Origin of the sequence: uncultured Shewanella sp. (assembly GCF_947491715.1) — a bacterium.
In the GTDB taxonomy this organism is placed as follows: Bacteria; Pseudomonadota; Gammaproteobacteria; order Enterobacterales; family Shewanellaceae; genus Shewanella.
The window spans coordinates 15720-34963 of sequence record NZ_CANLKR010000004.1 but is presented as its reverse complement, the minus strand read 5'-3'; the positions used below and the strand labels follow the sequence as shown (position 1 = coordinate 34963).

Sequence of the window (19244 nt, the reverse complement as noted above, 5' to 3'; positions counted from 1 at the left end):
CGAAGAAATCATTAAAAAGTCGAACTATTCAACCTAAGTGTTATTTAGCTAATAATGCCATTAAATACCAAAGTCTTCATTCCATAACGTCGGTTTTTGTTCAATCATTCTTGTTCAATCATTCTTGCCCAATAAAATCATGCTATTAAATACCAATGTCTTCATTCCATAACGTCGGTTTTTGTTCAATAAATTGTGTCATTAAATCAATACATTCACTATCGTTAAGGATTTCTAATTGGATCCCTTTTGAAATTAAATAGGCTTCAGGGCCTTGAAAGGTGATATTCTCACCAATGACAATTCTCGGAATAGAATAGAGTAAAGAGGTGCCACTGCACATGGCACAGGGGGATAAGGTTGAATATAAGGTTGACTGTTGATATTGGGCGGCCGTTAATCGCCCAGCATTTTCTAAACAGTCCATTTCAGCATGTAAAATTGCACTGTTTTTCTGCACTCTTTGATTGTGCCCTTTTGCCACAATTTTATCATCAATCACTAAAACGGAGCCGATAGGGATCCCTCCCTCAGCTAAACTCTTTTTTGCTTGTAATAACGCTTCTTGCATAAAATAGTGATCTCGATTCATAATTTTCTCTCAACATCGCAATTAGAAAAATGAAATAAACGCCCCAACAAGCTATAGACAATAACAGCAGCGACTATGCCATTAATTGGCGCAATACCGGGACTGGTGTAAGCAATAACACAAGCAATAAAATATGCGCTCAATCCCGCAATATTAATATTAGGGAACGTCATCTCGCTCATTGGAGGATAAGACCGCCTTCTGACAAAAAAATAATCCCCGATCACCACACCGCCAATCGGTGGGATCAATATCCCTAGCAACACCAAAAAATCAACTAAATGCTGATCAATACGAAAAAGAGCTAAGATAATACCAACAACGGCCCCAATCAATGTCACTAACCGCCTGTTATTAGTCCTGAATAAATGACATGCCGCTAAAGAAAAGTTATAAATCGTATTATCTTGTGTTGTCCAAAGACTCAATAATAACATTAAGCATCCAAACCAAAATAAATCTTGTAATAATAAAACTTTAACAACATCAGGTTCAGCATAGACAAATGCCCCAACTGCGCCAACGAATGCCATGAGCCCGTTACAAATCAAAAATGCCAGTAAACTGGCATAAATAGCCCCTTTAGATGAGGGTGCGAATCGAGTCCAATTAGTCGACTGGGTTGCCCCACTTGAAAATGTGCCAAAAATTAATGTAATAGCCAAACTATAAGATAACGAAGGTAACAGTGCTTTAGAAGGTGAAAACGACACCGCCTCACTTGCTTCATAACTATGATATAAACTGATAATAATCAAAAAGAGCATTAATGGCACGGCCATTAATGACAAGCTTTCCAACCCTCGATAACCAATCAAAGCCGTAATACAAAAAGCCATACCAACAAAGATAATAATGCTATTTAAATACAGGGTATAGTACGCTGAATAGGTGGAGATCCCCATCATTTGAAGGCTATAAACAGCCAGCATTGCTGTGCCCCAAGCATACCAACCGATTTGCGTCAAACCTAGCACTAAATCCACAAGCCCGACTCCTACTCGACCAAAACTAAAACGCGCAAGTAAGTGAGTATTTAATCCTGAATGAAAAGCAATGTGGCCTAAGAGTGCCGCATAACCTCCTAACAATACATTCCCGATGAAAACGATCATAATAAGATCGGGCCAAAATGGAAAAGCAAGACCGATTTTCCCACCCGCAAACATGGTTGCAGTGAACAAGGTAAAGCCCATCAGCACCCAACTGAGTGAAAATAACGTTTTTCGACTCGATAAGGGCACTTCAGATAATGGATAATCTTGGCTTTTCATCCTATAGGCAACCTCAATGCAATATTTCAGTATGACACTCATGTTATGTTTGTCATATTCATCCAATAATATTTCTACTGCTTATTGCTTGTTATTTTACAAAGTACATAATAAGTGACCCCCCCTAGAATCGATCCAGTAAACCATCCATAATGATAAAACCATGAAAATGCATCGCTATTCACAGCAATTAAGGTTAAACATACGGGAAAAATAAAAGCCACTATTCCTTGAAAACGGACTCCTTTATAGATGCCAAGTGTTTTATAAAGCTCTGGCAGATTCAAATACTGCTGTCGAATAATAAAGTAATCAACAATCATTATTCCAGCTATGGGTCCCAACAAACTCGAATACCCCAAAAGCCAATTAGAGTACATGTCTTCTAATTTAAAATCCGTATTCACCCAGCCCATACGTTGGACTAAATCATAGGACATAAGCAGAAAACCGAATAAGCCTGTTAATAATACCCCTTTGGTATGATTGATCTTTTTAGGGGCAATATTTTGAAAATCATTGGTCGGTGACACCACATTTGCCGCCGTATTGGTAGATAAGGTCGCAATAACAATAAATAACATAGCAATAACAACCCCAATGGGATTATCAATCTTGCCGATAAGATTAACAGGATCTGAAATGGTTTCTCCCACTAACCCTTGTGATGCTGCAGTGAGAATCACCCCTAGAGAAGCATAAAAAAACATCGTCACAGGCAAACCGATTATTTGCCCTAAAATTTGATCTTTTTGCGATCTAGCATAACGACTAAAATCAGGAATATTTAATGATAGCGTCGCCCAAAAACCTACCATAGCCGTCAAACCACCAAAAAAGTAGGGCCAAACAGAGGCATTCTCTGGACGCTTTGCAGGCACAGATAATAGCTCTGTCATTGACACTTGCGGGTATGCCCACATCATCAAACCACCCCCTACTGCTAATAAAATTGGGGCTGACAAGGACTCTAAAACTTTAATCGACTCAGAGCCTTTAATCACAATATAAATATTTAAAAAAAGAAAAAGAAAAAAGCCTATCACCTCACCTTTTCCACCCAAAGACTCCCATCCTGGCAACAAATGAGATAACAAAATATGAATGGCAATCCCGCCAAATAAGGTTTGTATTCCAAACCATCCACAAGCCACCACCCCCCGAATCAAACAAGGAAGGTTTGAACCAATAATGCCAAAGGATGAGCGAAGTAAAACGGGAAAAGGAATACCATATTTTGTCCCCGCACAAGCATTAAGAGTCAGCGGAATAAGGATGACAATGTTGGCAAATAAAATCGTCAATAAGGCTTCTTTGACATTCAGCCCAAAAAAACTGGTTAATACACCGCCCAGTGTATAAGTGGGAACACACACCGCCATCCCCACCCATAACGCAGCAACATGCCATTTTGTCCACGTTCTTTCTTTCGCTTTTGTTGGCGCGATATCATGATTAAAATGAGCGCTATGTAATACATCATCCTCAATATCTAACTCATATAACAGCCCTTTTTTAATCGGTTGTGATACCTTATTCACCATAAACCGTCCCTATTCCTTTTAATCAATTTCGTCTCTATTCACATCATCACAAGCGTGCTTTTGGCTCCCAAGCATAACCCTCCGTAAGCACACCATAACTTTCAGGGCGTCTATCCCGTAAAAACTGCCAGCCATTTCTGACTTGCTTAACCATATTTAAATCAATTTCATGAACGAGTAATTCATCTCTATCTCTACTTGCTTGTGCTTCAATTTTGCCATTTGGGTTCACAATGTAACTCGAACCATAAAATTCTCCCATTTTGTCATCCCATGGGGCTTCTTTACCGACTCGATTAATCGCCCCAATAAAAACACCATTAGCCGCAGCGGATGCCGGCTGTTCGAGTTCCCAAAGATATTCACTCAATCCCGCCACTGTCGCCGATGGATTAACAATATATTCAGCCCCATTAAGTGCCAATGCTCGCCAGCCTTCAGGGAAATGTCGGTCATAACAGATATACACACCCAGCTTACAATAAGCGGTATCAAAGACAGGGTAACCAAGGTTACCGGGTTTAAAATAATGCTTTTCCCAAAAACCAGGCGCGACATCCGGAATGTGATTCTTACGGTACTTGCCTAAATAACGGCCATCAGCATCAATCACCGCAGCCGTATTATAATAAACCCCTGTAATATCTTCTTCATAAATGGGCACCACTAATACCATGGCATGCTTCTTGGCTAAATCTTGCATTAATTTAACCGTTGGTCCTTCAGGTATTTTCTCGGCTGCTTGATACCATTTATTATCTTGACTAGGACAAAAATAAGATTGTGTAAAAACTTCTTGAAAACAAAGTACTTGAACGCCTTTTTTCGCAGCAGACTCCACCAAAGGAAGATGTGCATCAAGCATCGCTTGCCTGATCACTTCAACACTCTGGGATGTATCCGCTTTTAAACTCATTTGAATTAAGCCACATTTCACTTTAGTCATTCTTTTATCCCTATTCTTCAATAATAGGACGGCACAACAACCAGCCCTTTGGTCTAAATAGAAAGAAGCCAGTAGCAGCCCAAAAAAACCACAATAAATCAACACAAGAAATTAACACAAATATACATTAGCCTAAAAAAACACCCATGTATATTTTGTTATCATTTACTGTGCATTATTTGAACAGCTTGATATATTCTACAATTGAATGACTATACCCGTGATACTTGAAGATGCATGTTTTCAGAGCCTGTAAAAGTGCCTAATTCAAGGCGTATTATTGCAGGAATGCTTATTGCCTTTTAAGGTGATACAACGCAGAAGTAGGTGATTTTACAGACTCCCAAAGGGCTGGTTTTAAAGCCTTTTATTCTGCGTTACTGAACACCAGCTTAGAATCACTAGGCACGCTGTTCAAAGCCTTGTCTAAAAGGCTTTTCATTCCAGCTGAATCCTGCATCTTCAAGTATCACGGGTATATAAGTGAAAGGAATTGCGCTAAAACACTTTAAAAAACCATACACATTAGTAACAACGATAAGTTTATTCAAAGAATACAACAACACATTGAGGATAGGGTATATGACAATACAGGATCCACAATCCAGCTCAAATGATTCATATTCATTAGAACACTACTGGATGCCTTTTACCGCTAACAGGCAATTCAAAGCAAAACCTAGACTCTTAACAAAAGCGAAAGGGATTTATTATGAGGATAACACAGGACGGCCCGTTTTAGATGGCACCGCTGGCCTATGGTGTTGTAATGCTGGTCACTCACGAGAAGAAATTAACAAAGCTGTCAGTCATCAAATAAAAGAAATGGACTTTGCCCCTTCTTTTCAAATGGGACACCCTCTTATTTTTCAATTAGCCGAGCGTCTAGCACAAATTAGTCCTAACGGACTCAATAAAGTCTTTTTTACCAATTCAGGTTCTGAATCTGTTGACAGTGCTTTAAAAATAGCCCTTAATTTTCACCGAGCAAACGGCGAAGCCAGCAGAAATCGATTCATCGGGCGAGAACTGGGCTATCACGGTGTTGGATTTGGTGGTATTTCAGTCGGGGGGATCCCAGCTAACCGTAAAAACTTTAGTGCACAACTGTTACAAGGTGTAGATCATCTCCCCCACACTTTAGATATTGAAAATAATGCTTTTTGTAAAGGGTTACCTGAATATGGCCTTGAAAAAGCCGATGCATTAGAAAAAATCATTTTCTTACAAGGTGCTGAAAACATTGCGGCCGTTATCATTGAACCTTTAGCCGGATCAGCGGGTGTCATACTGCCCCCTAAAGGCTACCTGAAGCGTATTCGAGAAATCACTCAAAAACACGGTATTTTACTTATTTTTGACGAAGTGATTACTGCTTTTGGCCGTGTCGGAGACACCTTTGCAAGTGAACGCTGGGGGATCACTCCTGATATGATCACGACGGCAAAAGGTCTGACTAACGGCACCGTCCCTATGGGAGCCGTTCTCATTGACGATCGTATATATGATACTTGTATGAATGCTCCTGAAAACACGATTGAGCTTTTCCATGGCTATACCTATTCAGGCCACCCCGTTGCCGCAGCAGCCGCATTAGCCACATTAAACATTTACCAAAACGATCAACTTTTCCAACGCAGTCGTCAATTAGAGAAGGACTTTGAAGAGGCTATTCACAGCTTAAAGGAATTAAAAAATGTGATCGATATTCGTAACTTTGGCTTAGTCGGCGCAATTCAGTTTGCTCCTAGCCAAGCAGGGATAGGTAAACGTGCCTTTGCTATTTTCGAAGATTGTTTCTATCGAGGTGCCCTTGTGAGAGTGACAGGCGATACCATCGCATTATCACCACCACTGATTATCGAAAAAGATGAAATATCACACCTTATCAATATATTATCTCGTGCCATTGTGAGTGCAGATTAACGCATGAAATAGCAAATGAAGCACATTACTCACTATCTTATCTGATGCCATCGTGAATGAAGAATGAATGCTGATTAACACAGGAAATAGCAAATGAAAATGATTACTCATTATGTCAATGGGCAGCACACTCAAGCCAGTGAACGCACTCAAACTGTATTTAATCCTGCTACCGGTCAAGTACAAGCAAATGTGTCTATGGCCAGTAAAGCAGAAGTTGAAGATGCCATTGCCCATTCTAAAGCAGCTCACCAAACATGGTCCCAAGTTACCCCCTTAAACCGTGCTCGTATATTGTTTAAATTTAAAACGCTTATTGAAGAAAATATCGATGAACTTGCCATGCTCATTACACAAGAGCACGGCAAAGTGCATGATGATGCTAAAGGTGAGGTCATTCGCGGACTCGAAGTTGTTGAGTTTGCTTGTGGGATCCCTCACCTATTAAAAGGTGAACATACTGAACAAGTTGGAAGCGGTATCGATGCTTGGACACTCAATCAATCTTTAGGCGTCGTCGCCGGTATCACGCCTTTTAACTTCCCTTTTATGGTTCCCATGTGGATGTTTCCTATCGCCATAGCATGCGGCAATACATTTGTTTTGAAACCATCAGAGAAAGATCCCGGTGTCGTTACGCGCATTGCCGAATTGCTCACTCAAGCTGGCGCACCTGATGGTGTACTGAATGTCATTAACGGTGATAAAGAAGCTGTCGATATTCTGCTCACTCATGATGATATCAAAGCCGTGAGTTTTGTCGGTTCGACCCCAATAGCAGAATACATATACACGACCGCATCGGCCCACGGTAAGCGCGTTCAAGCCTTAGGCGGCGCAAAAAACCATATGCTGTTAATGCCCGATGCCGATCTTGATAAAGCCGTGAATGCCGTAACAGGTGCGGCCTTTGGCTCAGCAGGTGAGCGGTGTATGGCCATTTCTGTCATTATTGCTGTTGGTGATATTGCCGATCCCTTAATAGCAAAACTGACCCCAAAAGTGACATCCCTCAAAATAGGTGATGGCATGACACCCGACATGGACATGGGTCCTCTGATCACCGCTGCCCATAAAGCCAAAGTTGAACATTACCTTGAAGTCGGCCTAAAAGAAGGCGCCTCGCTTATCGCCGATGGACGTCAATTATCAGTCAAAGACAGAGGAAACGGTTTCTTTTTAGGTGGCTGTTTGTTTGATCATGTCACCCCCAATATGAGAATTTACCAAGAAGAGATTTTTGGCCCTGTACTCTGCGTGGTGAGAGTCACAGATTATAAAGAGGCTCTCGCACTGATTAATAAACATGAATTTGGCAACGGTACCGCCATTTTTACTCAAAATGGCGAAGTGGCTCGTCACTTTTGTCATCATGTTCAAGTCGGCATGGTCGGCGTCAATGTGCCTATACCTGTGCCAATGGCGTTTCATAGTTTTGGAGGCTGGAAGCGTTCGTTATTTGGACCATTGCACATGCATGGCCCCGATGGTGTTCGGTTCTATACAAAGCGCAAAGCCATTACCGCCCGCTGGCCAACCATTATGCATAATCAAGCCGAATTTGTGATGCCCACGATGAAATAAGCACGTGTAGAATCAAACCGCAGACAAGTATCAAGGTGCTGACTTGTCTGTCACCGCTTGTTCTTTATACCAAGCATTAAATTGTTGCTGTAACGCACCTTCATCTCTTCCAAATAGAAACACTTTTTCAGATTGTGTGTATAATTTTTTTGACGCTAAACCACACAATGCTGGATTAATACTGTGCATATAATTAACTTCAATAGAATCAGTAAACATCACATCAGCTTTATTTTCAGTCAGCAATATAAAAGGCAGATGATTATTGGGCACAATAATTAATGTGGCTTTTTTCACTCGAGATAATGCAAATGCTTCATTCGTCCCACCACGATTTTCCACAACTCTGACTCCCTCTACATCAATATCATCGAAGGTTTTAAAACGTGACTGATCGCGACACCGCATCAAGGCTGTTTTACCAAAAACCTGTATAGGCAATGAAAATAAAAATTGATTCTCTCGTTGCTCAGTAGCTGAAATGCCACCTACTGCTATTTGAAAACGGCCATTGGCCAGATCCTTTGATAAATCAGGCCAATGGGTTTGTATAAACTCAATGTCATAATGCTTATCTTTCGCGAAACGCTTAATTAATGTAATAGCATCACCGCTAAAGGTGTTATTTTGTTTATCAAACCAAGTGAGTGGTCGATAATCTCCCGTGGTGCCCACCCGCAATGTTTGCGACGCTTGCGCGTAGAATAAGCCCCCTATCACAAAATAACACATCACCCGTAATATCATGTTTGTCCTCCTAGGTGTCTTTTTTCACACCAGAAAAAATGGCAACACAACCTCGCATTTCTATTTTAACTTTCTGAAAATGTTTATTAAGAATGGTTTCTAGGCTCATTAAATCATCAGACAAGTTATCAAAAATACCCTTATGGTTATAAAAATTCATCAACTTAGTCGCAAAATAGCCTGGCTGAGTGCCTTGGCCTAATATGGTGCTACCAAATAAAGTGCCCCCTTCATTCAAATAAGGAATTAAATGTTCAAAAACAACAGATTTAGCAACTAAATCTCCGGGTAAGCAATGCAATAAGTAATTCATACTTATAGAATCAAAAGGTTCACAATTAAGCTCTAGAGGCGCTAACACATTGCCTTTATAAATTTCAGGATGATACTGCCTTATCTTGGCACCAGCCGTCGATAAACTCACAGAATTCAAATCTAATAAAGCCACTCGCCTTTGCTTCTCTGTAAGACATTTTTCTAAATAATACCCTGTCCCAACTCCCACATCGAGATGATTTAAACTGACTTTTTTATGAAAGTGGGCTCGCAGAAAAGTGGTGGGGCAACGCCATAGATAAGTATTTGAAAAACCTAATACCCATAAATTATAAATCAATAACATTTTACGTGTATACACGGCTTGACCAGCATAACTGGGATCGTCTTGTAACGTCATCCTCTATCCTTTTTTAAATCAAAACCCATCATTGAATAATAATGAGCAAGTAAGGATAAATATAGAACATTTACGTCCAATACTAAGTCATTAAAGTCCTTAATGATAAAAGTATGGGGAATAAAAACAGAATAGAAAATGGAGCCAACAAGAAGTCTGTGGCTCGTCTTTCTTATTGCTAGAGTGACATTATCGAGACCAACGCCCCAATGTACAGCGATCGTTACTGCCAAAATCTCTCACCGTAGAGACATTTTCATAACCGAGTTCAATAAGCTTATCTCGTACCGCAATGGCTTGTTGATAACCATGCTCTAATAATAAATATCCACCCGGCGCTAAATAATCCCGTGCGGCCGACGCAATGTGATACAGATCTGCAAAGCCCGATTCAGGAGCGGTGAGTGCACTTTGAGGTTCAAACCTGACATCTCCTTCATTCAGATGATGGTCTTGCTCATCGATATAAGGAGGATTTGAGACGATGAGATTAAAATCATAGCAACATATGGCATCAAACCAATCGCTTTGTAAAATGTCAACCTGATCCAGTTTAAGTAGCTGTCGATTTAATTTTGCCAATTCGACGGCATCTTTCACCTTATCTACACCTGTCACCCGCCATGAAGGCCTTTCATGCGCTAACGCGAGCGCTATCGCCCCCGTTCCGGTCCCCAAATCCAGTACTCGAGCCGAATCAGATAAAGGTAAATTTAATGCAGTTTCAACGAGTATTTCGGTATCTGGTCTGGGAATTAACGTCGTTGGGTTGACCCTGAAGGGGAGGGACCAAAACTCTCGCTCACCCACAATATGTGCGATAGGATTACCTTCTAGCCGTTTAGCCACCATACGTTTAAACTCTGAGCCTTGTTCTGATGTGATATTATTTTCAGGCCAAGTGTAGAGATACGCTCGCGGTTTATTAATCACATGTAATAACATAATTTCGGCATCTAACTGAGGTGTATCAGAAATATCCATCAGTTGTGATGAAGCCCATTCAAGCGCTTTAACAATAATCAGTTGCACTGCACATCCTTTTCATTATGAACACAAGATTAATTGGTATTGGAATAATAGATAAAACCAAAGCCCTTTAAGGGCTTTGGTTTTATGACTATCGAGTGACTATTCGTCTGACAACGCGGCTAATAAATCCGCTTGGTTTTCTTGTATCAAGGGCTCAATAATCATATCTAAATTACCCTCCATAACTTCACCTAAACGGTATAACGTCAAATTAATACGATGCTCACTCAGCCGTCCTTGTGGAAAATTATAAGTACGAATGCGCTCAGAACGATCGCCACTGGCCACAAGACTTCGACGAGTGGAATCTTCTTCGCTACGACGCTTTTCATCCTCAACGGCTTGAATACGAGCCGATAATACACTCATGGCTTGAGCACGGTTTTTATGCTGAGAACGCTGATCTTGGCATTCTACAACGATGCCCGTGGGAATATGCGTAATACGAATAGCAGAATCTGTTTTGTTAACGTGCTGCCCACCCGCACCTGAAGCCCTAAACGTATCCACTTTTAAATCAGCTTTATTGATTTCGATGGCTTGCGCTTCAGGAATTTCAGGTAAAACAATCACAGTACATGCAGAAGTATGCACGCGACCTTGAGATTCGGTTTCAGGCACTCGCTGAACACGATGTCCACCAGACTCAAATTTCAAATTACCGTAAACCCCTTCTCCTGACACTTTAATAATGATTTCTTTGAAACCACCATGTTCGCCTTCACTGGCATTCATGACTTCTATTTGCCAGCGTTTACCTTCACAATAACGACTGTACATACGGAACAAATCACCCGCAAAAATAGCCGCCTCATCACCCCCAGCCCCTGCACGAATTTCAACAAACGCATTGTTGTCATCATTGGGATCTTTAGGAAGCAGTAAGATTTGTAGCTCATCTTCAAGTGATTCAATCACTTCTTTGGCTTGCTTAATTTCTTCCTGAGCCATTTCTTTTAGCTCAGCATCATCTTCAGCCAGCATTTCTTTTGCTGAAATAAGATCTTCTTCTGCTTGCTTAAATGCCGTAAAAGCTTTAACCACCTCTTCTAATTGCGAATACTCTTTAGATAAGGCTCTAAAACGCTCTTGATCAGCAATCACACTGGCATCACTCAGTAAAGCCAGCACCTCTTCATTTCGCTCAAGCAAGCCTTCAAGCTTGCGAATAACACTCTCTTTCATTAAAACGCTAACCTTAGTCTTTATCTAATCCAAGCACATTTCTTAATTGCTCAAGAGAATGTAAATCCCCTTCACGACTCGCCGCAGTTAACGCTTGTGTCGGAGCGTGAATCAAACGATTGGTTAATTTATTAGCCAGTTCTAAAATGAGGGCTTCACTGTCTCCCCCCTGGGCTAATTTATTCATCGCTCGTTCAACCAATTCATCCTTCACCGCGAGACTTTTATTGCGATATTCACGAATACTGTCAACCGAACTCAGGGAACGAACCCATGCCATATACTGGTGAGATTGATCTTCAGCAATTAATTCAGCTTGCTCGGCAGCCTCTCGTCGAGAGGCCATATTTTGTTCAATTATGCTTTGCAGATCATCTACTGTGTAGAGGAAGGCATCATCTAGCTCGGCTACCTCTGCTTCAATATCACGGGGAACCGCTATATCAACCAATAACATAGGCTGATGACGACGCTGCTTTAGCGCTTTTTCTACCATGCCTTTTCCAAGGATAGGTAATGGACTTGCCGTAGAGGATATCACGATATCCGCTTTAGCGAGAAAATCAGGGATCTGTTCTAATGTAATAGGTTTGGCGTCAAATTGTTCACACATGGCTTGCGCACGATGGATCGTTCGATTCGCCACGATCATGGATTTTACACCATTATCAAAAAGGTGTTTAGCCACCAGCTCTATGGTTTCTCCAGCCCCAACCAATAAGACTTGAGTTTGACTTAAGGCTGAAAAGATATGCTTCGCCATACTGACCGCAGCAAATGCCACTGAGACTGCGGAAGTACCGATATCCGTCTCTGTGCGAATTTTTTTCGCCACAGAAAAGGTATTTTGAAATAACTTATCCATGGCAAAAGCAACGGTACCCGCTTCTTTGGCTTGGGCGAATGATTGCTTCACCTGCCCTAAGATTTGCGGCTCGCCCAATACTAATGAATCTAACCCCGCCGCGACACGCATTAAATGCTTCACCGCTTCTTGATCGGTTAATGTATACAAACAAGGCGCTATATTTTCATGAGAAAGAGCATGATATTGCTCAAGCCAATCAACTAATAAACTCGTGTTTTTCGCATTTGAATACAGTTCAGTACGATTACAAGTCGAGATAATAACCGCTTCACCAGAGCAAGTGTGTGCAGCCAGACTCTTCATGGCATCATGAATTTTATCTGGCGCAAACGCCACTTTTTCGCGGGTATCCACGGTGGCTGTCTTATGATTAATACCGATTGCTACAAGGCTCATCTGACTCGTTTAGATTGTTACTATCTTATTTATTGGCCGCTATTCTACTGAATTGAGTTACTTAAAAACAGAATATGCTTAACAAAACCGAAGAATAATGTTCATTTCGAGCGTATTTAACAAAAAAACACGCTGATTGCTGCTTTTTCATCCAAAAAAGATGACTATTGCTCCATTATAATGAAAAGATCATCATAAGCATTGGCTATTTTTATTCTCCCTCGTATTATAATCTGTCTAATCCAAAAATATCGAATAACTAATTTGACTGACTTAAGCAAAAAATTCTATTCATGGCTAATGCTGAGCTTAGTTTTTCTATCTGGCTGTAGTAGTTTACCCAGTAACCTCAGCCCAGTGTCGGTTGAAAAAGTCGCCGATGCCCAAGCTTGGGAAATGACAGGGAAAATCGCTATCACGCTACCCAATGACAAATTAAGCAGTAACTTATACTGGTTACATACGAGTAACAGCGATGAGTTAACCCTCACCACTATGTTGGGTATTCAAGTCCTCTCGTTAACTCAAAAAGAGGGCAAAGCGCGCTTAGTCGTCAATGGCGAAACCTATGACGATAATAATGCTCAAGATTTACTCTTTCGCGTAACAGGTTGGACGCTGCCCATAGATGCGCTCCCCCTTTGGATAACAGGTCAACTCAGTCCAACGGACGTGGTTAAAGCAAAAGATAATCAAAACCGACCCGTTCACGTTATCACACAAACCAATCCATCTTGGCACATTCACTATTTACGCTGGCAACAACAACAGGGTACTGAACTGCCTAGGTTACTCGCACTTAACAGCACAGATATAAAAATAAAAATTCAAATTAATCAATGGCAAGCATTAGCAGCATCGACTAATAGCAACCGCTTAGCTCGCACTAATCAAGCCACGAGCACTCCCTCAATATGACAGCCTCTCTTTCAACCGCGTGGCCTGCTCCCGCTAAACTGAACCTGTTTTTACATATCAATCATCAACGTGACGATGGTTACCATGAACTACAGACTTTGTTTCAATTTATCGATCACTCAGATTACCTTGATTTTAAGATCACTCAAACACCCAGTCTCATCCTCCATTCAAGTCTGAATAAAGTTGTCCCCCAAAACGATAACTTAATTCTTAAAGCCGCAAAATCATTGCAGGCATATACTCAATGCTCTCAAGGAGCAGAAATATACTTGGATAAACGTTTACCTCTGGGGGGCGGCATTGGTGGAGGGTCGTCAAATGCTGCCACCACACTTGTCGCCCTTAATAGTCTGTGGAATACTCACTTAAGTCAAAAAGAGCTCTGCCATATAGGCCTCAAACTTGGTGCTGATATACCAATATTTATCAATGGACTATCATCATTTGCTGAAGGTGTTGGCGAACAATTCACGCCCGTTACGCCTATTGAGAAGTGGTATTTGATCATTACCCCAACTGTCCATGTATCGACTGCTGACATTTTCCGAGATCCCAAGCTTCCTCGCGACACACCAAAATTATCACTTGACGCATTAATGAGTGCCCCTTGGCATAATGATTGTCAAAAATTGGTAACCAATCGCTACCCCCAAGTTGCCAATGCCTTAGCGTGGCTGCTAGAATATGCGCCGTCTAGGATGACCGGAACGGGTGCTTGTGTTTTCGGGGAGTTCGAGCAACATCAGCAAGCCCTATCCGCACTGGCTAAGCTGCCTGCGGAAATGAGTGGATTTGTTGCACAAGGAAAAAATATATCACCATTAACGCTGAGATTAGCTCAACGTTAAAATACGCATCTGAAGTAATATAGATTATTTCAGCCACTAAAAATAACGCTTAAGCCTGAGGTCCATACAGTGCCTGACATTAAACTTTTTGCTGGTAACGCTACACCGAGTCTCGCTAAAAAAATAGCTGAACGTTTATTTTGTAAACTTGGAGACGCAGAAGTTGGCGTATTCAGTGACGGTGAGATCAGTGTCCAGATCAATGAGAATGTGCGAGGGGCGGATGTTTTCATCATTCAATCTACTTGTGCACCGACCAATGATAACTTAATGGAACTAATAGTCATGGTTGACGCGCTTCGTCGCGCATCAGCAGGCCGTATTACTGCCGTTATACCTTACTTTGGTTATGCTCGCCAAGATCGCCGTGTGCGCAGTGCACGTGTCCCCATCACAGCAAAAGTGGTTGCTGACTTCTTATCCAGTGTGGGTGTAGATAGAGTATTAACTTGCGATTTACATGCAGAGCAAATTCAAGGTTTTTTTGATGTTCCCGTTGACAATGTCTTTGGCAGCCCAGTATTGCTAGAAGATATGATGCAAAAAGAACTGGAAAATCCTGTCGTCGTCTCACCCGATATTGGTGGCGTTGTTCGTGCCCGTGCTGTCGCCAAACTCCTTGATGATTCCGATCTTGCCATTATTGATAAGCGTCGCCCACAAGCTAATGTGGCTCAAGTCATGCACATTATCGGTGATGTTCAAGGCCGAGACTGTATCATTGTTGATGATATGATTGATACAGGTGGTACACTTTGTAAAGCGGCTGAAGCCTTGAAAGAGCATGGTGCAAACCGCGTTTTTGCTTATGCAACTCACCCCGTCTTTTCAGGAAACGCAGTGCAAAACATCAAAGAGTCTGTGATTGATGAAGTCATTGTGACTGATACAATTCCACTGAGTAAAGAAATCCAGGCACTTGATAAAGTTTCTCAATTAACGATGTCCACTGTCATGGCTGAAGCAATACGCCGCGTCAGCAATGAAGAGTCTATTTCTGCCATGTTTGAGCACTAAATACTAGATTGAGCATTAATCCTAAATAGGTCACTAATGCTACAATGCATTTTTAGCCTATAAAAAAGACATGCCAGATAAAAAGCACACTTAACCGTGTGCTTTTTCATATTTGCCCGTCAACCATCGCAAAACATCTTTTACATTCAGTTCCGATTCTGGCTAGTTTCCTGCTCGAGTCAAGATATACTGATTTCATTAAGTCATCAGTGAGAAAGAAGGGACGCTTAATGTTGGACACCCGTATTTGCCAGAAGGCAAGATTATCACGCGATCCCCGCTTTGATGGGCAGTTCTTTACAGCAGTAAAGACGACGGGGATCTATTGCCGTAATATCTGCCCTGCGAGCCCACCAAAAGAAGAAAATGTGCAATATTTTAGCTCAGCCATTGAGTGTGCGACAGCGGGATTCAGACCTTGTTTAAGGTGTCGACCGGATAGCGCCCCTCATTCACCAGCTTGGAAAGGTGTGAATGCCACTCTTGATAGAGCGATGCGTTTAATTGATGAAGGCGCATTGCAATCTCATTCATTAGTGCAATTGGCCGAACGATTAGGGATCAGCGATCGCTATTTGAGGCAATTATTTAATCAGCATCTTGGTATGTCGCCGAAGCGTTATTCTCTTTATCAACAGTGTTTATTTGCTAAACAGTTATTACAACAAACTAAATTACCGATCATTCAAGTTGCATTAGCAAGTGGTTTTGACAGCCTGCGACGTTTTAATGACTGCTTTAAATCAGAGCTTAAATTGACGCCATCACAGGTGCGGAAAACCCGTCAAGACAAGCCTAACCAATTAACGTTGAAATTGTATTATAGGCCACCCTTTGATTGGTCTTTAATGCAAGGCATATTAGCTGCAAGAGTCGTGGATAAGCTCGAATGGTGTGATGAACACAGTTATGGGCGCACGTTTAATTGGCATGATACTCAAGGATGTTTTACTGCGAAGCATTATGGCGAAGTGAATATGTTTGAAGTCAATATAGCACTCAATGAAGTCAACTATCTGAAAGCGATAATTAACAATATTCGTCGCATTTTAGATTTAGATCTTGATATACAAGCTGTTGAGAAAGATCTAAAAGCCTGTTTGCCTGCTTCATTTCCTTTTAAGGCTGGAGTGAGATTACCGGGTATTTGGACCTTATTTGAAGCAGGCATTCGAGCAATTTTAGGACAGCAGATTTCGGTGACTGCGGCGCGAAATTTAGTAATAACTTTAGTGAGTGAATTGGGTGAGCCTTATGGGAAGCACCTTTTGTTTCCTTCACCTCAAGCCATAGCAGATAGTGAGCTGGCTTTTTTAAAAATTCCAGGCTCTCGTAAGCAAACGTTACGCAATTTGGCACAATATTATTGCGATACTGCAGCTAAAACCGCTCAAGGCTGTTGCGATACGGCAGCTCAGGATGCTGACGGTAAAATCGATCAAGGCTGTTGTGAAGGCACTCTAAATGGATTGGGTGAGAATAATGCAAACGATACCAGTCAATGGCTGAAGTTAAAAGGAGTTGGTCCGTGGACGGTTGAATATGCTCGTATGAGAGGCTTAAGTGATCCCGATATCTTTTTAGCTGGGGACTTAGGCATCAAAAAAGTATTAGAACAATATCATACCAACGAACCAGATGAAGAAAATAGACTCAATGCAAAGAAAGCCTCTCCGTGGGGCAGCTATTTGACCTTTCAATTATGGAGTCAATTGCCATGATAATTTATACCGATTATTTAGAAACACCAATAGGCTTGATGGAATGTAAGGCGTCAGATATTGGCATTCGTCAGTTAATATTTTGTGGCTCTGAGCAAGGCGTTGAAAATGCAAATAATGTGACTGATGCCTGTAAGCTGCAATTACTTGAGTATTTTGAAGGCTCTCGCCAAGCATTTGATTTACCCATTGATGCACAAGGCACTGATTTTCAACAAGCTGTTTGGGGATGTTTGAGTCAGATCCCATTTGGGAAAACACTGACCTATGCTGATATTGCCAAAAAAGTGAATAAACCAAAAGGGGCGCAGGCAGTAGGAGGCGCCAATGGTCGAAATCCTATTAGCATCATAGTGCCGTGTCATCGTGTGATTGGGGCCAATGGCTCCCTCACGGGTTATGCCGGTGGTCTGGAGCGTAAATTATGGTTATTGCAGCATGAGGGCATTGCCATCAAGCAATCAATTTCTCAATCTTACGCTGATGTGAACTCGATGAAATGTCAGCGTCAGGCAAAAACGCAGTTTCTGAATTAATTTAGCAATCAATATAATAAGCTACTTTTTTAACAATAAGAATAATAGTATCAATGGAGTGAAAAATGAATAACAGTAAAAATTTTAAAAATCTACATGAACAAGATGCCCCACTTTTGCTTCCAAATGCCTGGGATGCATTATCTGCTCTGATCTTAGAGCAAGCTGGCTTTAAGGCGATAGGGACCACAAGTTGGGGAATGGCCAATAGCCTTGGATATAAAGATGGTGAAATTATTTCTTTTCAGGCATGTTTATCCATTGTCGAGAAAATTATGGCTGTGGTCAGTATTCCGGTGACAGTTGATATTGAGTCGGGCTTTGCGAAGACAAATGACGAGATTGTTGATAATGTGATTACACTGGCAAACCTAGGTGTTGTTGGTATTAATATTGAAGATTCATATAAGCCTTTTGCCAGTCATTTGACTGACAGTGTTGTAGGTGGTCTGAAAGATACCGCTGCCCATGCAGAACTTATCAAGTCAATTCGCTCGGGATTGGACGAGGCGGGTTATCAGGATTTTTTCATCAATGCCCGTATTGATGCTTATTTTCATGCCAAGGATCCGCTTCAAGAAACGATAGCGCGGGGCAGTTGTTATATTGCCAGCGGGGCCAGTGGAATATTTGTGCCCGGCATGACTCAAAGTGATGACATTAAGGCGGTGACTCGCAGCATTGCAGCGCCCGTTAATGTTATGTCGCTACCCGATCTGACTGATATGAGTCAGTTACAAAATTTGGGTGTGAAACGTTTTAGTATTGGCAACGCGTTGTCAGATCTGACGATTGCTTTTATGGAGCATACAGCCACTACTTTGCTAAAGCAGAACAATACGGCTGCCTTATATCAAAACCCTGCCTTTAATACTCAAGTGAGTACCGTTTTTTATACGGTGAATGGGTAGTCATTCTAGTGCATTATCTGGAAATAAAAGAAAACTTATTGGCGGGGATCTGATACTGATTCTGTTGCATTTTTTTATTGAGATTATCTTGCAAAAAATTATTGATGCGTTTTTTCCACGTCATAACCGACTCAATTAAGCTATTGATTATATTTTTAAATATTGATAAGTCTATTATAGGTTCATCTATTGTTCTAAATAAGAGTAACCAATTTGTTTCAGGATTAATGCTAAAGTGAAATTGATTACCACTTTCGCTGAGAAAATTCTCTTTTAATAATTCAGAAAGTAAATTAACGGATTTAACATGCGTTAAATCCGCAATTTCTGAGTAAAAACTTAATGTGTTTTTGCTCTCATTAAACTGAAAGTGGATTGTATATTCTCCGTGAAGGATAACAGATAAATAGCCATCGGCATTAAACTTAAATTCACCTATTCCTAATGAATTTCCTAACTTTTCAAAAGCCGTGATCATATTTCTCTTCCTAATATTGACAGTAGCAACAACAAACCATGA

General features: G+C 41.2%; 18 protein-coding genes. 8 read left to right on the top strand and 10 right to left on the bottom strand.

The genetic code is table 11. The annotated features are described in order from the left end of the window. Nucleotides 1–145: 145 nt before the first annotated feature. The 4 genes from Q0779_RS05355 to Q0779_RS05340 form a co-directional block, all read right to left on the bottom strand. Complete coding sequence (locus Q0779_RS05355; protein WP_298770287.1) at nt 146–592, bottom strand: nucleoside deaminase; 447 nt, start codon at nt 590–592, stop codon at nt 146–148. Then, a complete protein-coding gene (gene codB, locus Q0779_RS05350; RefSeq protein ID WP_298770285.1) occupies nt 589–1866 on the bottom strand; it encodes a cytosine permease in 1278 nt (425 codons plus the stop codon). The genes Q0779_RS05355 and codB overlap by 4 nt, the downstream gene beginning before the upstream one ends. Nucleotides 1867–1940: 74 nt before the next feature. After that, the gene (locus tag Q0779_RS05345; RefSeq protein ID WP_298770283.1) at nt 1941–3410 is read right to left on the bottom strand and encodes an NCS1 family nucleobase:cation symporter-1; all 1470 of its coding nucleotides are present in this window, start codon (nt 3408–3410) and stop codon (nt 1941–1943) included. A 46-nt stretch (nt 3411–3456) separates the two neighbouring features. Beyond that, entirely contained in the window at nt 3457–4356 is a 900-nt protein-coding gene (locus tag Q0779_RS05340; RefSeq protein WP_298770281.1) for a nitrilase-related carbon-nitrogen hydrolase, read from the bottom strand. A 582-nt stretch (nt 4357–4938) separates the two neighbouring features. Here Q0779_RS05340 and Q0779_RS05335 point away from each other — a divergent pair. Then, nucleotides 4939–6282, top strand: coding sequence for an aspartate aminotransferase family protein (locus Q0779_RS05335; RefSeq protein ID WP_298770280.1), 1344 nt, complete (start codon nt 4939–4941; stop codon nt 6280–6282). 93 nt (nt 6283–6375) lie between these two features. Continuing rightward, entirely contained in the window at nt 6376–7866 is a 1491-nt protein-coding gene (locus Q0779_RS05330) for a CoA-acylating methylmalonate-semialdehyde dehydrogenase (protein ID WP_298770278.1), read from the top strand. Nucleotides 7867–7896: 30 nt separating this feature from the next. Here the strand turns inward: Q0779_RS05330 and Q0779_RS05325 are convergent, their stop codons facing one another. The 5 genes from Q0779_RS05325 to hemA form a co-directional block, all read right to left on the bottom strand. After that, a complete protein-coding gene (locus Q0779_RS05325; protein ID WP_298770276.1) occupies nt 7897–8613 on the bottom strand; it encodes a transporter substrate-binding domain-containing protein in 717 nt (238 codons plus the stop codon). Between the two features lie 10 nt (nt 8614–8623). Further along, nucleotides 8624–9289: a methyltransferase gene (locus Q0779_RS05320; protein ID WP_298770274.1), complete on the bottom strand. Its 666-nt coding sequence runs from the start codon at nt 9287–9289 to the stop codon at nt 8624–8626. A 189-nt stretch (nt 9290–9478) separates the two neighbouring features. Beyond that, nucleotides 9479–10321, bottom strand: a complete 843-nt coding sequence (gene prmC, locus Q0779_RS05315; RefSeq protein ID WP_298770272.1) for a peptide chain release factor N(5)-glutamine methyltransferase — start codon at nt 10319–10321, stop codon at nt 9479–9481. 99 nt (nt 10322–10420) lie between these two features. Beyond that, a complete protein-coding gene (gene prfA, locus Q0779_RS05310; protein WP_298770270.1) occupies nt 10421–11506 on the bottom strand; it encodes a peptide chain release factor 1 in 1086 nt (361 codons plus the stop codon). 13 nt (nt 11507–11519) lie between these two features. After that, complete coding sequence (hemA, locus tag Q0779_RS05305) at nt 11520–12770, bottom strand: glutamyl-tRNA reductase (protein WP_298770268.1); 1251 nt, start codon at nt 12768–12770, stop codon at nt 11520–11522. 300 nt (nt 12771–13070) lie between these two features. Between hemA and lolB the strand changes: the two genes are divergently transcribed. The 6 genes from lolB (at nt 13071) to Q0779_RS05275 (ending at nt 18724) form a co-directional block, all read left to right on the top strand. Beyond that, nucleotides 13071–13688 carry a lipoprotein insertase outer membrane protein LolB gene (lolB, locus tag Q0779_RS05300; RefSeq protein WP_298770266.1) on the top strand — a complete coding sequence of 206 codons (618 nt, stop codon included), beginning with the start codon at nt 13071–13073 and terminating at the stop codon, nt 13686–13688. Continuing rightward, a complete protein-coding gene (gene ispE / locus Q0779_RS05295) occupies nt 13685–14539 on the top strand; it encodes a 4-(cytidine 5'-diphospho)-2-C-methyl-D-erythritol kinase (protein ID WP_298770265.1) in 855 nt (284 codons plus the stop codon). Before lolB ends, ispE begins: the two co-directional genes overlap by 4 nt. A 69-nt stretch (nt 14540–14608) precedes the next feature. Continuing rightward, nucleotides 14609–15556: a ribose-phosphate pyrophosphokinase gene (locus tag Q0779_RS05290; protein WP_298770262.1), complete on the top strand. Its 948-nt coding sequence runs from the start codon at nt 14609–14611 to the stop codon at nt 15554–15556. Between the two features lie 230 nt (nt 15557–15786). Further along, nucleotides 15787–17277 carry a DNA-3-methyladenine glycosylase 2 family protein gene (locus Q0779_RS05285; protein ID WP_298770260.1) on the top strand — a complete coding sequence of 497 codons (1491 nt, stop codon included), beginning with the start codon at nt 15787–15789 and terminating at the stop codon, nt 17275–17277. After that, entirely contained in the window at nt 17274–17813 is a 540-nt protein-coding gene (locus Q0779_RS05280; protein WP_298770258.1) for a methylated-DNA--[protein]-cysteine S-methyltransferase, read from the top strand. Before Q0779_RS05285 ends, Q0779_RS05280 begins: the two co-directional genes overlap by 4 nt. A 65-nt stretch (nt 17814–17878) precedes the next feature. Continuing rightward, nucleotides 17879–18724 carry an isocitrate lyase/phosphoenolpyruvate mutase family protein gene (locus Q0779_RS05275; protein WP_298770255.1) on the top strand — a complete coding sequence of 282 codons (846 nt, stop codon included), beginning with the start codon at nt 17879–17881 and terminating at the stop codon, nt 18722–18724. A 13-nt stretch (nt 18725–18737) separates the two neighbouring features. Here Q0779_RS05275 and Q0779_RS05270 read toward each other — a convergent pair whose 3' ends face one another. Beyond that, entirely contained in the window at nt 18738–19202 is a 465-nt protein-coding gene (locus Q0779_RS05270; protein WP_298770254.1) for a type III secretion system chaperone, read from the bottom strand. Between the last annotated feature and the right edge of the window lie 42 nt (nt 19203–19244).